General features: G+C 44.9%; 18 protein-coding genes. 7 read left to right on the top strand and 11 right to left on the bottom strand.

Annotation, left to right across the window (positions count from 1 at the left end):
* Positions 1-171 precede the first annotated feature (171 nt).
* Positions 172-1,635 (top strand): NADP-dependent isocitrate dehydrogenase, encoded by a 1,464-nt coding sequence (locus OKW21_RS01930; protein ID WP_277476709.1) that lies wholly within the window; start codon positions 172-174, stop codon positions 1,633-1,635.
* A gap of 41 nt (positions 1,636-1,676) precedes the next feature.
* Here the strand turns inward: OKW21_RS01930 and OKW21_RS01925 are convergent, their stop codons facing one another.
* From OKW21_RS01925 to OKW21_RS01915, 3 genes are all read right to left on the bottom strand, one after another.
* Positions 1,677-2,129: a DUF5606 family protein gene (locus OKW21_RS01925; protein WP_277476707.1), complete on the bottom strand. Its 453-nt coding sequence runs from the start codon at positions 2,127-2,129 to the stop codon at positions 1,677-1,679.
* Between the two features lie 142 nt (positions 2,130-2,271).
* A complete protein-coding gene (yihA, locus tag OKW21_RS01920; protein WP_277476706.1) occupies positions 2,272-2,868 on the bottom strand; it encodes a ribosome biogenesis GTP-binding protein YihA/YsxC in 597 nt (198 codons plus the stop codon).
* Between the two features lie 3 nt (positions 2,869-2,871).
* Positions 2,872-3,495, bottom strand: a complete 624-nt coding sequence (locus OKW21_RS01915; protein WP_277476705.1) for a hypothetical protein — start codon at positions 3,493-3,495, stop codon at positions 2,872-2,874.
* A 154-nt stretch (positions 3,496-3,649) separates the two neighbouring features.
* On the opposite strand from OKW21_RS01915, the gene OKW21_RS01910 reads away from it, so the two are divergent.
* The gene (locus OKW21_RS01910; RefSeq protein ID WP_277476704.1) at positions 3,650-4,156 is read left to right on the top strand and encodes a hypothetical protein; all 507 of its coding nucleotides are present in this window, start codon (positions 3,650-3,652) and stop codon (positions 4,154-4,156) included.
* Positions 4,146-4,784, top strand: coding sequence for a SprT-like domain-containing protein (locus tag OKW21_RS01905; RefSeq protein WP_277476703.1), 639 nt, complete (start codon positions 4,146-4,148; stop codon positions 4,782-4,784). Before OKW21_RS01910 ends, OKW21_RS01905 begins: the two co-directional genes overlap by 11 nt.
* Here OKW21_RS01905 and OKW21_RS01900 read toward each other — a convergent pair.
* The 3 genes from OKW21_RS01900 to OKW21_RS01890 form a co-directional block, all read right to left on the bottom strand.
* On the bottom strand, positions 4,759-5,331 hold the full coding sequence (locus OKW21_RS01900; protein WP_277476702.1) for a hypothetical protein: 573 nt from the start codon (positions 5,329-5,331) through the stop codon (positions 4,759-4,761). The genes OKW21_RS01905 and OKW21_RS01900 overlap by 26 nt on opposite strands.
* A gap of 62 nt (positions 5,332-5,393) precedes the next feature.
* The gene (gene murQ, locus OKW21_RS01895) at positions 5,394-6,203 is read right to left on the bottom strand and encodes an N-acetylmuramic acid 6-phosphate etherase (protein ID WP_277476701.1); all 810 of its coding nucleotides are present in this window, start codon (positions 6,201-6,203) and stop codon (positions 5,394-5,396) included.
* Entirely contained in the window at positions 6,200-7,069 is an 870-nt protein-coding gene (locus tag OKW21_RS01890) for a BadF/BadG/BcrA/BcrD ATPase family protein (protein WP_277476699.1), read from the bottom strand. Before OKW21_RS01890 ends, murQ begins: the two co-directional genes overlap by 4 nt.
* 56 nt (positions 7,070-7,125) lie before the next feature.
* On the opposite strand from OKW21_RS01890, the gene OKW21_RS01885 reads away from it, so the two are divergent.
* Positions 7,126-8,148 (top strand): SPASM domain-containing protein, encoded by a 1,023-nt coding sequence (locus tag OKW21_RS01885; protein WP_277476698.1) that lies wholly within the window; start codon positions 7,126-7,128, stop codon positions 8,146-8,148.
* Between the two features lie 109 nt (positions 8,149-8,257).
* Positions 8,258-8,434: a hypothetical protein gene (locus OKW21_RS01880; protein WP_277476697.1), complete on the top strand. Its 177-nt coding sequence runs from the start codon at positions 8,258-8,260 to the stop codon at positions 8,432-8,434.
* Here the strand turns inward: OKW21_RS01880 and OKW21_RS01875 are convergent.
* Entirely contained in the window at positions 8,421-9,632 is a 1,212-nt protein-coding gene (locus OKW21_RS01875) for a 3-phosphoshikimate 1-carboxyvinyltransferase (protein ID WP_277476696.1), read from the bottom strand. The two genes, OKW21_RS01880 and OKW21_RS01875, sit on opposite strands and share 14 nt — an antisense overlap.
* 153 nt (positions 9,633-9,785) lie before the next feature.
* Between OKW21_RS01875 and OKW21_RS01870 the strand changes: the two genes are divergently transcribed.
* On the top strand, positions 9,786-10,025 hold the full coding sequence (locus tag OKW21_RS01870; RefSeq protein WP_277476695.1) for a YtxH domain-containing protein: 240 nt from the start codon (positions 9,786-9,788) through the stop codon (positions 10,023-10,025).
* 412 nt (positions 10,026-10,437) lie between these two features.
* Here OKW21_RS01870 and OKW21_RS01865 read toward each other — a convergent pair whose 3' ends face one another.
* Positions 10,438-10,812: a VOC family protein gene (locus tag OKW21_RS01865; protein WP_277476694.1), complete on the bottom strand. Its 375-nt coding sequence runs from the start codon at positions 10,810-10,812 to the stop codon at positions 10,438-10,440.
* 711 nt (positions 10,813-11,523) lie between these two features.
* Positions 11,524-11,676, bottom strand: a complete 153-nt coding sequence (locus OKW21_RS01860; protein ID WP_277476693.1) for a hypothetical protein — start codon at positions 11,674-11,676, stop codon at positions 11,524-11,526.
* 12 nt (positions 11,677-11,688) lie between these two features.
* Between OKW21_RS01860 and OKW21_RS01855 the strand changes: the two genes are divergently transcribed.
* Positions 11,689-12,333: a PQLLE family protein gene (locus OKW21_RS01855; RefSeq protein ID WP_277476692.1), complete on the top strand. Its 645-nt coding sequence runs from the start codon at positions 11,689-11,691 to the stop codon at positions 12,331-12,333.
* A 158-nt stretch (positions 12,334-12,491) separates the two neighbouring features.
* Here the strand turns inward: OKW21_RS01855 and aroB are convergent, their stop codons facing one another.
* Both aroB and OKW21_RS01845 read right to left on the bottom strand, forming a co-directional pair.
* Entirely contained in the window at positions 12,492-13,535 is a 1,044-nt protein-coding gene (aroB, locus tag OKW21_RS01850; protein ID WP_277476691.1) for a 3-dehydroquinate synthase, read from the bottom strand.
* A 57-nt stretch (positions 13,536-13,592) separates the two neighbouring features.
* A complete protein-coding gene (locus tag OKW21_RS01845) occupies positions 13,593-14,693 on the bottom strand; it encodes a bifunctional 3-deoxy-7-phosphoheptulonate synthase/chorismate mutase type II (protein ID WP_277476690.1) in 1,101 nt (366 codons plus the stop codon).
* Positions 14,694-14,825 lie beyond the last annotated feature (132 nt).

The following is a 14,825-nucleotide window of genomic DNA, read 5'->3' as shown; positions in this document are numbered from 1 at the left end:
TATTGCCTGCTCAAACTCACATGGAGTAAATATGTTAAAGTATTACGATTTACACATATTTATTGCATTTAGCCTGCTCTATACTGTTTTTTTAAGCTATATAGTTTTACTTTAGGCTAACATATAGAGCCACTTTACTTATTTCATCACGCTAACCAAAATTACTTTTTTATGCCTGAGAAGAAAAAAATTACTGTAGCATATGGCGATGGCATCGGGCCTGAAATCATGAAAGCTACACTTAATATACTGGATGCTGCTGGAGCACAGATAGATCCACAAGTTATAGATATAGGAGAAAAGGTTTTTAAGCAAGGCAATCCCGCGGGTATTGAACCCTCATCCTGGGACTCTCTGCGAGAAACACAGGTTTTCCTCAAGGCTCCCATCACCACTCCTCAGGGAGGAGGTTTTAAATCCCTGAATGTAACTACCCGTACTACCCTGGGCTTATATGCCAATGTACGTCCCTGTCGTTCCTACAGCCCTTATGTAGCCACCCGCCATAATGCGCTGGATATGGTGATCATACGGGAAAATGAGGAAGATTTGTACGCAGGGATTGAACACCAGCAGACCGAGGAAGTTGTACAAAGCCTTAAACTGATCAGTCGTCCGGGTTGTGAGAAAATCATTCGCTACGCTTTTGAGTATGCGAAGGCTTATAACCGCAAAAAGGTCACTTGTTTCACAAAAGATAATATCATGAAGCTCGCTGACGGTCTTTTTCACCGAATTTTTAACGAAATTGGTGAGGAGTACCCTGAGATTGAGAAAGATCACATGATCATTGATATCGGGTCTGCTATTCTTGCTGATAAGCCGGAGACACTGGATGTTGTGGTTACACTGAACCTCTATGGCGATATTATTTCTGATATCGCTGCCCAGATTGCCGGCTCGGTAGGTTTAGGTGGCTCTGCCAATGTAGGAGAAATCTGTGCGATGTTTGAAGCTATTCATGGTTCGGCCCCTCCCATTGCCGGTAAAGATATTGCCAACCCCTCCGGTCTGATTAATGCTGCCATCATGATGCTGGTGCATATCGGACAACCGGATATCGCAACTGATATCAATAATGCCTGGCTCAAGACGATGGAAGACGGCATACATACCGCGGATATCTACCGCCCCGGTTCCAGTACTGAAATTGTTGGTACACAAGGCTTTGCCAAAGCTGTAATTGGCAACCTGGGCAAAATACCAAAGCAGTTAAAACCTGCTGAGTTTAAGCCGGTAAAGGGAAGCAAATTGCATCAGACTACCCCTTCTGATCCCAGCCTGAAGAAGGAATTAATCGGTGTGGATGTATTTCTAGACTGGAAAGAAGACAACAGAGATCCCCAGGTATTGGGTAAAAAACTGGAAGCAGTAAGTGGTAACAGCCTAAAACTGGATATGATCACCAACCGTGGTGTTAAAGTGTATCCTGAAGGTAAACCAGAAACTTTTGCTACTGATCACTGGCGCTGTCGCTTCGTATCATCTGAAGCAGAAGATGGACTGGTGAGCCATGCACAAATTCTGGATCTGCTTCGTCGCCTGCACGAAGATGCTAAGTTTGACTTTATCAAAACAGAAAACCTCTACACCTTTAATGGTAAAAGGGCTTTTTCCTCCGCCAGAGGAGATTGAGCTGGCATATAATGAGAAAGCAGGCTTTTGGCCTGCTTTTTTTATTCTTTCTCTTCTTTACTACTCTCTTCGGCCTTTGCTTCTTTATTTTCTTCTTCTTTTTGCTCAAACACCTCAGGAGCGTACTGTAACAAAACCCCGTACCAGTTGACTAGCTTCTTCATGTCCGAAGGGTATACTCTCTCTTCATCATAGTCAGGGATGATGTGTTTGGTAAAAGCTTTAAGTTCTTCCGCATCCGAAGTGTCTACGCCGGGATCATCGCCAAACTCTTCATGTATTTTTTTAAACACCTCTTCCAGCGGTACGGAGCCTTCAGTATCGGTAGTGTAGATGGAGACTTCTTTAAGCACGGATACACGATGATTAGCCCCGATGACCAGCTTCTTTTTCTGTTCATCCAATGATTCTACAATCACACCACTACGCGTAGGCTTTACGATATGAAATAATCCTCCTTTTCCTGAAATAGACGCAATCTCATTCAAATCCATGAATCTTATCTTTTTGGGTTATTCAATTAAGAGTGAAAAGTGTAAACCTTTTATTGGTTTGCTATACTAATACGCAGCAAAGTAAAGGTGAATTGTTGAGAATTCTGTTTTTTTAGCCGGCAATTTTTTAGCTGCTGCACTATTACCCTACATTCATGGTTTCGTGAATATAGTCCAGTATTTCTTCTTTCCCGGTATTGTCTATAGCAGAGGTGACAAACATAGGAGGCAGCTCTACCCAGCTCTTCTTCATGGTCTTATGATAGGCAGCAATAGCTTTTTCTGTCTTGTTGATAGATTGCTTATCCACTTTGGTAAATACCATGGCAAAAGGAATCTGGTTTACGCCTGCCCACTCCATAAAGCTTAAGTCAATCTCCTGGGGTGGTATTCGCGAATCAATCAGGATAAAGAGACAAAGCAGTTGAGGTCGCTTAAGCAGATAATCCTCTATCATATCACCCCAGTCCGCCCTTTTGCTTTTGCTTACCTTCGCCCAGCCATAGCCGGGTAAATCCACCAGGTGCCATTGCTGGTTGATCAAAAAATGGTTAATAAGCTGGGTTTTTCCAGGCTTTGCTGAGGTTTTTGCCAGCTTTTTCCGCCCAGTCAGCATATTGATCAGCGATGACTTACCTACATTAGAACGCCCGATAAAAGCATACTCCGGCAGCTTGCTCTCCGGACATTGCGTTAACTTTGATGCACTTTTAATAAATTCCGCCTCTTTGACCAGCATAAATTATTTTTCTTCTTCTTCTCTAAAATCATTAACCAGACGAAACATCGGCCTTTTGTATACCGGTCCGCCACTGCTGTCTATATTGGACATCACATTTTTGTATTTCTCTAAAAAGATATTGAAGTCTTCGCTAAAGCGGTCGTAACGAATACGATAGAGCAATATACTGTTATTGGCACTCATTACCTGGTCTACCAGCACATTAACTACCGGATTGTACTCGGCCTCAGGAATATTTTCTACATAGTCAAGCACTGCATTGCTCACTGCTGTATTAGCACTGTCGTACTTATCAATCAGCGCCGAGCTACGCACGCTGACAGAATCATAACGCATTTCTTCCAGCATGCTTACCATCTGATTGAGTGAATCCAGCGTATCTGTTCCGCGGGTCTCTAACTTTTGTATCTCATCCAACAGAAGGTGCAGGTTGTTGATTTTTTCGCTATCATCTTCCATCATTATGTTCCAGGCATGTTTGAGGCTATCGTTAAGACCATAATACACGCTACGTAATGAATCAAACTGTTCATCAGTCAATTGCTCCTCAGTCTGCCGATTGATGCGTGAGCTACAGGCAGCAACAGTAAGGAATAGCAACAAAAGCCAGAGTGTATTCTTCATCAAAAAACTATGCGGTTTTATACAGAAAGATTAGTTTTACGGCGATGCTTAAGTTTTTGATAAGCAGTTGAACGGTATAAATATAATACAATCTCTTGCATAATATTGTTTGGAGAGCCATTAATCCTTGAAAGCAGCGTTTTTATCTAATTTTATGTCCAGGAAAAGACATTTTTTGAGCAATGCTTATGAATATTTCAACACCCTCACCCTAGTGTTTTATCTGATGGTAGGCATTCCGCTCGTTTTTTTTGTGCTGGTCTATCTCTCTTATGAGGAGCAGGGAGGTTTGAGAGCAACGGAAAATCTGCAAATACTCACCCACATTATCATTCCGCTGGCAACAGTCGCCAGCATATATTTCGCCTACAGCGTGTACAAGCTGAAGTTACGTCAGCACCAAGCTGTTCGCTTTCAGGAAAAGCTTAAAGCATTTCACGAAGTATCTTTATACAAGTACGGGCTACTTAGCCTGGCCAATTTCCTGCCAGTCATCAGTATGTACTATACCGGTGAGCAGGTGTTTGCCGGCCTGTATGCTATCGCTTTGGTAGTCTTTTCTCTCAACCGACCTACCCACCAGAGGATCAGCAAAGACATGAAACTTAGTGAAGAGGAAAATCAGTGGTTAAGAAGTGACAAAAATTTTGATGAACTCTAATCATAACCATCAGATTACCCAGATCATGAGCAGGCATGTGCCCGAGGCAGCTCAGGCGTATTGCATCGACCTCTGGTTACAACATCCTTTTAGCCTGCATATCACGCCTAAGCGTATCAGTAAGTTAGGAGACTATCGTTACCACAAAAAAAAGAATACGCATATCATTACGCTAAATGCTACGCTTAACCCTTACTCATTTCTGATTACTTATCTGCATGAGATTGCCCATCTTATCGCTTTCCAAAAATACGGCTTTAAGATTGCGCCACACGGTGCAGCATGGAAAAAAAGCTTTCAACAACTGATGGAGCCTATGCTTCATGCCCATGTGTTTCCTCAGGATGTACTCCGGCCGCTCAAGAAGTATATGCTTAACCCCAAAGCTGCCAGTGGTTCCGACCACAGGCTATCTTTGGCCTTACAAAATTATGACCAGCAGGATGGGAGTGTTCCTCTGTCCAAAATTCAGCCGGAGCAGACATTTCAGTTCAGGGATATGGTTTTTGTGAAAGAGACGGTACGCCGTACTCGTGCTCTATGCCGCGACCTTGATAGTGGCAAGCGATACCTGGTATCTGAGATAGCGAGAGTACAATTGATCAGGGAAGAGATAAGCGACGAGTGATCAGAGAACTGACCACTTCATAAAACTGCAAGGGTTTTAGTGTCCGCCAGTTTTCTATTTGCAGGCTTCCACCGTAATTTATGAAAGAATCAATATTAAAGACCGTCATTTCGGCAAGCACAAAATCACGAAACCCAACCCCGGCTATCCAGCCATCTTCCACATCTTCAAACCACTCTTCATAGTAGCAGTCGTCTGAGCCGTGAAAGTTCAGTATATTTTCCCCTACCAAAATAAATTTATTGATTCCTCTATTGGTAAGATGGTCAATGATATTCCTCTTCAGATGCATAATATCGTTGTATAGCGCATCATTCCACTCACCAATCAGCTCGATCACACAAAACCCCCGCTGATAGTCAGCATAAAGAATTTTAATGTAAAGGGTTTCAGAACCCATATAATCCCAGCCAGGATCTATATAGTACCCATAGATCGTATTGGTATACAGCTCATAGTTGTATTCTTTCCCAAAATAGGGCGACTGCTCATCCTCGGCCGGATTGTAGTATTTGTGCCAGTTGTAAAAAGGTTCAATATCGTGCATACGCCTGATGGTAAAGCCATTTATATCCTCAGTTCTGGGAAAGAAGGCGTGCGGAAGTGCGCTTAAAAGTCGTGCTTTTCAGCAGCCAACGCCTGACGTACAGAGCCATGCTTCCTGAGTAATGCCTCAGCGTTTTCCCTATCCACATTTAACTCTTCCATAAGCATTCTCGTTCCCCTATCTACCAGTTTATTATTGCTCAGTTGCATATCTATCATACGGTTGCCTTTCACTCTTCCCAGGCCGATCATAGTGGTGGTAGAAATCATGTTAAGTACCAGCTTTTGTGCTGTTCCGGCCTTCATACGGGTACTTCCAGTCACAAACTCAGGGCCTACTACTACTTCTATCGGAATCTCAGCAGCCTCAGCCAGGGCAGAATCCAGATTACAGGTGATGCAGCCGGTAAGAATTCCTCTGGACCTGGCATCTTTGATACCTCCGATGACATAAGGAGTGCGCCCTGAAGCGGCAATACCAATCAGCGTATCCTTTTCGTTGATGTCATACACAGCTAGGTCCTTCCATGCCTGGTCGGGATCATCTTCAGCAAACTCTACCGCCTTACGGATGGCGTCATCTCCTCCGGCCATAATACCAATCACCCAGTCGTGAGGGACACCATATGTTGGAGGGCATTCGGATGCATCTACAATCCCCAGCCGGCCACTGGTACCGGCACCGATATAGAAGATACGACCGCCCTTTTTCATTCTGGCTACAATACCATCCACCAGTTTTTCTACCTGGGGGATTACTTTCTCTACCGCATAGGCTACCTTCTTGTCTTCATTATTGATACCCTGCAGTAGCTCACGGGTAGGCATTTTTTCTAAGTCATTATAGAGGGATGAGGATTCCGTTGTACTCATGTTTTTAAGGCTTCTTGGTGATATAATGTTAGTCCGGCAATAGGGGTTTCCAGTATATTGAATACCCGCAGCCCTTTGTCATTGGCTACCTGACGAAGCAAGTTACCAAAGTAAAAGGCGATAGAGCCGGTAAAATGTATTTTGTATTGCCCATAGTTATCGTAACGGGCGATAGTTTTGTCAAAGAAGTTAGCAAATATTTCGTAGACCATACGGGTCAGATAGGGATCCTTCAGGTTCTGAAACACAAATTTGGCAAAAGCAGCCATATAACGATTAGGATAAGACTTTCCGTATACGCTGTCCAGCACTGCTTCCTTGCTCATGTCAAAACGTTTTTCCAGCCTTTCCTTGATTTCGGTAGGCAACTCACGCCTGAAGTAACGGTTTAGCAGTTCTTTACCTATATTGGAACCACTCCCTTCATCTCCGAGGATATAACCCATAGGAGGTATGTTGTCAATGATTTTCTCCCCATCATAAAGGCAGGTGTTGGAGCCTGTGCCCAGAATGCAGGCGATACCGGCTTCTTTGCCGCAGAGTGCCCTTGCCGCGCCAAACTGATCATTATTTACCACTATGTCGGCATCATGAAACACCTCACCGAGTGCGTTGCTCACCTTTTTACAGGCAGAATCCGTAGCGCAACCTGCGCCATAGAAATAAATGTTCCGGATGGTTGAGGGAAGCTGAGGATGTAGCTCCTCCCGCAAAACTTTTACCATCTTATCCAGAGTTTCCAGATAAGGATTAAGTCCTACAGTCTTGGCCTGGCTTATCTTTCCGGCTTCATCTATTACCCGCCAGTCGGTTTTGGTGGAGCCACTATCTGCGATTAATATCATCCCTGCTTGAGTAATGTTCAAAGACTCTTCATGTTCAGAAAGCAAAATTATAACTTTCGCCTTAAATTAGTGCTACTATGGAGATCAATCTGCGGGACAGTTTTAATTTTATTTCCAAACTCACCTTAAAACGAACTACCAATGCCCTCAAAGTACTGGGCAGCTACTATATCTCAAGGCTTAGTGGTAATGCCAGACAATCAGGTTTGCCTATCAGCCTTTCTATAGAACCTACTACTGCCTGCAATCTGCGTTGCCCGGAGTGCCCTAGCGGGCTACGCTCTTTTACCCGCCCTACCGGAATGCTTCAGGAGAAGGTCTTCCAAAAAACAATTGATGAACTAAAAGACACGCTCCTATATCTACTATTCTACTTCCAGGGAGAGCCTTATCTGCATCCCCAGTTTCTGAAATGGGTAAGCTATGCGTCCGGGCAAGGGATTTATACTGCCACCTCTACCAATGCTCATTACCTCAATGACCAAAACGCCCGCAACACAGTTGAGTCCGGTCTGGACCGCCTGATCATCTCTATTGACGGTACGACGCAGGAAACCTACGAGGCATATCGCAAAGGGGGAAAGCTGCAAAAAGTAATTGAAGGCACCCAAAACATCATTCGCTGGAAGAAAAAACTAAAGTCATCCACCCCTCATGTGATCTTTCAGTTTCTGGTAGTAGGCCCCAATGAGCATCAGGTGGAAGAGGTAAAGCATCTGGCTAAGACTTTGGGTGTAGAAACGGTAGCCTTTAAGACCGCTCAGATTTATGATTATCAGCATGGCTCTCCTCTGATCCCCAGGCAAGAAAAATATTCTCGCTACCGAAGACTGCCCAACGGTACCTACGCGATCAAAAACAAGATTCTGAATCACTGCTGGAAGATGTGGCACTCCTGTGTAATGAGCTGGGATGGCAAAATAGTACCCTGCTGCTTTGACAAAGACGCACACTATCAGCTGGGTGATATGCGGACTACCAACTTCAAATCCATATGGCAAAGTGAAGCATATCAGCAATTTCGGCAAAACCTACTGCACTCACGAAGTGAGATTGAAATGTGCAAAAACTGCACAGAAGGAACTAAAGTGTGGGCCTGATAGAATATAAACACCTAAAAGAGGCACTTTAACAAACTTTTTGTCGTTAATTCTTTTATTAAAGTGAAATAAATTCTTACTTTCTAAAGTAAACTACAAAGTAATGACTATGAAACTACTAAAAACAGGCTTAGTAGCAATATGTGTTATCAGTTTGGCAGCTAGTTGTTCCACTTACAAAAGTTGTCCGGCTTATGCAACGGAAGATTCTATTCAAAAGAAGCAAATGATTCAGGTGCTAAACGCAGCTGAAGCAAAAGGAAAACAAGCGTCTAAACGCTTGTAATTTTCTGTACCACTCCAGCCTGATCTAAATCTTTCCAGAATCCCGGATAGGATTTCACGACTACCTCAGGTTCTTCTATCACTACATCCATTAAGGCAGCCAGAGGAGCGAAGGCCATCGCCATTCGGTGATCTTCGTAGGTGTGTATCTGTACCCCTGCTATTTCTTTAGGATTCATTCCGGGCTTAAGTTCCCAGGTATCTTTGTCTTCTAAAAGACTAGCCCCCAGTTTACTCAGTTCTTCACGTAGTGCTGCTATCCGATCCGTCTCCTTGATGTATAAGCTCTCCAAACCTGTCATGGTGCAGGGAATGCCTTTGGCGGCACAGGTCACTGCCACGGTTTGTGCCAGGTCAGGGCAATCACTGAAGTCATAGGCCAGCTCTTCTACCGCTTCCTTTTTTTGTAAAAGCACACCTGTCTCATCAAAAGTGGAAGTTACCCCCAGCTTATCCATGATCTCAACGATAGCAATATCGCCCTGCAATGAGTCTTTTCTCAGGCCCAGTAATTTTATTTCTGCATCTTCTGCCAAAGCTACCAGGCTGTACCAATAGCTCGCTCCAGACCAGTCGGACTCTATCGTATAGCTGCCTTTACCATAGGCTTGGGGATCAATGGTGATGACATTGTCTTCCCACAGGTACTCAATGCCAAAGCGCTTCATCAGGCCCAGTGTCATGGCAATATAAGGGCGACTACCGATCTTACCTTCAAGTGTCAACTTCAGTCCCTCCGGCAAGGTGGGGGCAATCATCAAGAGGGCAGAGATATACTGGCTACTCACATCACCTCTGATGCTTACGGCTGCCTGCTTTTGTCCATCGGGCAGGCCATTGAGACGCACCGGTGGATAACCTTCATTCTGTAAATAATCTATACTAGCGCCTAGCTTGGTAAGCGCGTCTACCAACAGTTTGACCGGACGCTGATGCATGCGGGGCGTACCCCTTAGCACTCTGCCCGGCTTGGCAACCGTACAATAGGCCAGCAGAAAGCGCATAGTCGTACCGGCATCCAGCACATCAAGTTCTTCCTCTTCGGACTTCAGCAGGCGCATCATAGTCTGAGTGTCGCGTGCTTCAGCAAGGTTTTGCAGCTCAATATTATCTTTGGCCAGTGCCTGAATGATCAGCGAACGATTGCTTTCACTCTTCGATGAGGTCAGCCGGATTTGGGCCTGTATGGGCTTATTCACCCTTTGCAGTCTTATTATTTTCTCTACCACAGTAATAATTAATTTTGATGCCCCTAATTTAGTATCTGTCGGGGCGCTTTAAAACAAATGCGTTTTTTTTTCGTAACTTAGAGCAAATTGAGCTATTTTTTTACACAATAATACATCATAAACATGGATAATTCTGGTAAAGTACTTTCTGCACTTTTAATCGGAGCTGCTGCCGGTGCCATCACTGGCCTTTTGTTAGCACCTGAGAGCGGAGATAAAACCCGACGTAAACTTAATAAGTCAGCCAAAGACCTGATGGATGACCTGGAAGATGCCTGGGAAGACAGCGCTGAAAAAATCAAAGACCTGGCGGACAGTGCTGTAGAGGAAATTGAAAAGTATAACAAGAAGATCAACAGCTAGTGTCAGCAAGACTTCATGTAATATAGCCTCCTTGTGAGGCTATTTTTTTAGCCTCTAAAGTTATCCGGAACTATCAGTGACCTGACCTTCCCACTCCTAAATTATTTGACGCTTAAGTAGGCCGTTAGGCTTATTCCTCATTATCCACTGATGTACAATGATGTCAAGTCTCAGAATTGACATTATATTTACGCTTCAGTGACACACTGAAGCGAGGATTTTGAGTTTTATAGCTATTTAATAATAAAAACTTTATAAAGTTGTGTATATACTTTAGGTGAGGCACAGACCAGGGACGAGGTGTTTCCATACCTTAAAATTAGAGGTTTATCTCTTAATTTAATGAGGTTAAAGCAATATAAGGCATTGCTTTGAAGCACGCGTTTTCGTTGCACGAAAACACGCCAGGGAGTTATCTGGTTTCTCTCTTTTGCAGGTTGAATACTGTGCCTGCCGGATCTTGAATCCAATGCATGTTTTCCGGAAGCTCTTCAAGTTCGTCACAAGTTTCCACACCGTTTAACTTCAGATAGTTTGTTGCTGCTTCTACGTCAGGAACCGTAAGCTGTAACCAGGTTTCTGAATGTGTATAGTTGTCCACGCAGTCCAACCATATGATATTGTCTCCGAACTTTACTTCGTGGGTTCTCGAAACGGTAGGGTTGTCAATGGGTTGTTCTTCAACTTCCAACTTCAGTATGTCCCTGTAAAAAGCAACGGTTTTCTCATATTTGCTTTTGGGGATCTTTATCGCGATGTTAATTCCTGCTTCAAATTTTGTATCCATACCTATCTATTTTATTCGTTTTTGCTTTTTGCGCTATCGTCAGTTTCAATGACTGCCAACCTTCCATATACCCCCCCTCCCCTTACACTTATATTATGGCCCTCAGTAAGATACTTAGGGATAGCGTTTTGCACAACTTTCTTCTATGCACTACGCTTCCTTTTCTTCTGCCATACCCTCATGTCATGATGATATAGCATCTCTTCTATTGGTTCTGATGCTTACCTAGCCCAGCTAAAGAGGGCGGCAGCGAACGCAGACAGCAACCGAAGCTCTTTACGCCTTGCGACCGGAAATTTCATGCTTATACAGAATCGTATCAAGGCCGCGAAGGCGGACGTGGGCCAAAAACGAAGTCATTAATGCTCCGCGCCCCGGGATTTCATGTCCAAACGATGTCGTTTACAGGTGGCGGCGCTGGTCGTGGGTAAGAAACGAGTACGGTTTTACATGACGCCGCAGGTTCTCATGTGCAGACGAAGCCGATTGAGGGCGGCGACCGTGGGCATGTGTAAGAAACGTGTAGCGTTTCGCATGGCGCCCGAGCTTTTCATGCACTACCGGTTAAGGAATGCAGTAAGGGACGGGGCACCCTTCAGGTAATATTTAGCGACTGCCTTGTTACTCAGGCTTAGCAGTATATGCTTTACTGTATGTCAGTCAGCAGCTTATGCGCTCGCCTGAGGTCTCGACCGGGCTAAAAAACTTCTTTTATTTCCTTTTTCTATAAATAATACCCTGGTAGTATATCAGAAGTATACTACTGAAAGTCAGTCCAATACTGTCTCTTATTTGCCGGTAAAGTACTACGAACTGATGGTCGTAGTCCTGCACATGCTGTCCATCATTACTTGTAAACCACATAAACTGAAAAGGATGAAGTTAAATGCTGAACACAAAGTATTGGAAGCGGCTCAGCTTGCCCTGTCTACTATGGAACTGGAAGAAAGTATAAGGCTACAGATGGAAGCTTACGGGCTAAGCCCCAAAAAGAAACATCAGGGCCAAAGCCTGGTAGACAAAGCACTGGAATACCAGAAAAAACATAAGGTACTCTACGATGCCCAATGGAGTTTGTCGCAGCAGCTTAATGCGCAGTTGGGTACGCTGGAAGCACAGTTTAAGGAGCATGCCTGGGTAGCTCGCACTGCTTTCCGCAAACAGCCTGAAGTTTTGCATGCCCTGAAGATCAAACGCTTTGCCAATCATGGCTGGGCCTGTATGCGGCAGGCAGCTTACTTCTATGCCCGCATTGAAGAGATGGAGCTTAACTTTCAGCCCTTTGGCGTCAGCAAGAAAGAACTGGAACAGGCTACTGCATCCATACATCAGGCCATGCAAATGAAAGAAGAACGTACACGCAGGAAGGGTATAGCGGAAAGTTGTACGCAGGAAAAGAAAGCTGCTTTCAAAGCTTTGCGTCTGTGGGTAATGGAGTTTCGCGCCATCGCCCGCCTGACTTTTAGAGACAATCCGCAGATGCTGGAAATGTTCAGTATATTAGTACCGAGTAAGGTATAGGGATACAGCAGATTGATGTACGATGTACCCCTTATATACGCGCACCAGATGCTCAAAAACTTCCAGCTAAGACCTTATGATTGATACTTTACCTGATCAGCGTCACTCCCAGAGCACGCTGATAGCTCCCGGCACACTACGCTAGGGCAAACTGAAGCTTACTGTTGGTACTGGCGGTAGTAGGCCAGTCCTTCGGCTACATCTTCGGCAGTGATGTCAATGTCGTAGACTGCTTTGCCAATCTCTTCCAGCAGGGTGCATTTGATCACCCCTTTTTCATTCTTCTTATCCTGTAAGGTGAGTTTGATGATCGCCTCTTCTTCTGCGCTATTGATTGCGTGATAACCGTAAATGGAAAGCATGAAGCGGCTCATCTCATCTACTTCAGCCTGGGGCATGCCGCAAAGCTTGGCGGAAAGCATGCCTTCGGCTACCATACCGATGGCAATGGCCTCTCCATGCAGCAAGCGCTTCTCCGTTTCTAAAAAATAGCTCTCAATGGCATGGCCGATGGTATGCCCATAGTTGAGTATCTTCCGCAATCCGCCTTCCCTGAAATCAGCATCCACCACAGAGGATTTGATGTCAATGGAATGGGCGATGTGCTTGCTCCAGTCTTCCACTTCCAATCCCTGCGCTTTTACATTGGGCCAGTAGGCAGCATCACGGATGAGGCTGTGTTTGATGACCTCGCCAAAGCCGGAACGTACTTCTTCCGGAGGTAAAGTCTTGACAAAGTGCGGATATACAAATACATGCTCCGGCTCCTGAAACAGTCCGATATGATTTTTGTAGCCCTGGAAGTCTATACCCAGCTTCCCCCCTACCGAGGCATCTACCTGGGCCAGCAGGCTGGTAGGCAGATTGATAAAAGGGATACCCCGCTTATAAGTAGCCGCACAAAAGCCACCCATATCTCCGATCACGCCCCCCCCCAGGTTGATCAGCAGCGCTTTGCGATCAAAATGCTCGGTGGTCATCCACTCCCAGATGTCAGAGCAGGTATTGAGGTTTTTATTGAGTTCCCCACTCCTGATCTCACATACACTATGCTCAGGCAGACTGTCTTTGATGAGAGGGTAACAATGCTCCTTCGTATTTTCATCTGCCACTACGCCTATCTGGCTGGGCTTGTATTCGCTAAAATGCGCCTTGAGGCTAAGGGCAATGTCCTGGGTAAGGGTAACGTTCTTTGCGGGCATTGAAATTGAAGACTAAAAATTACGGATTACAAATTAAGAAACTGCAATTTGCAATTTTCAATCTGTAATATTCAATTCTTCATCAAGTTTATCCATTACTTCGGTTTGCTTCTTGATAGACTCAACATGTAGCAGGTTAAAAAGCTCAGTAATAAACTTCTCACGAAGGCCTAGTGATTCTGCCCATTCTTTACGGCTACGGAACACCTCATTCCAGCGATCCAACTGAAAAGCGGCTACGTTATTTTTCTTTTTCCACTCTCCTATCTTAGCTACCATTTCCATACGCTGCGCCAGGGTTTCTACCACTTCCCGGTCGGCATGATCAATCTGGGTACGTAGCTCTTCCAGATGGGTGATGTATTCAATATCCTCCGAAGAAGACTTGCGGATCTGAAGGTGCTTGATGATCTCTCCCAAAGAGGCCGGTGTTACCTGCTGGCGGGCATCGCTCCAGGCATGCTCAGGATCACGATGTGTTTCTATGATCAACCCGTCAAAGTTTACATCCATAGCCACCTGCGAGATCTCAGCGATCATCTCCCGTTTACCGGCAACATGACTGGGGTCACAAATGATAGGCAGGTCAGGAAGCTGGCGCTTAAGCTCTATAGGAATCTGCCACATGGGCACATTTCTGTAGCGGGTTTTCTGATGCGTAGAGAAGCCCCGGTGGATAGCTCCCAGTTTATTTATACCCGCCTGGTTTAGCCTTTCCAATGCACCCATCCAGAGGGCAAGGTCGGGGTTGATAGGGTTTTTGACCAGTACGGGGATATCCACACCTTTCAGCGCGTCAGCGATTTCCTGCACGATGAAAGGACTTACCGTGCTGCGGGCTCCAATCCATAAGATATCAATACCAAAGTGAAGTGCTTCCTCCACATGCATGGCATTGGCTACCTCTACCGCAAACTGCACATTGAGTTCTTTTTTGATGTCACTGATCCACTGTAAAGCTTCCTGCCCTATGCCTTCAAAAGTATTGGGACGGGTACGGGGTTTCCATACACCTGCCCTGATGACAGAAACACCCTGCTCCTTTACAGCTTTGGCGGTTTCGTACAACTGCTCTTCAGTTTCGGCACTACAGGGACCGGCGATAATGAGAGGATGGGTACTACCTGTGTTCCAAGACTCAATGCTTTCAATTTTCATTGCTTAAACGTTTTGAACGATATTAAGAGGTTTATTTCAGCTCAACAAAAGCCAATTATATTGCAACCGGAGTGTCTTAAAACTTTTACATACAAATGAATATGCATCTCAGCTTAAAACAATATCATTGCG

Origin of the sequence: Catalinimonas alkaloidigena, from assembly GCF_029504655.1 — a bacterium.
GTDB classification, from domain to species: Bacteria; Bacteroidota; Bacteroidia; order Cytophagales; family Cyclobacteriaceae; genus Catalinimonas; species Catalinimonas alkaloidigena.
This window is presented reverse-complemented; position numbering and strand designations above follow the sequence as displayed.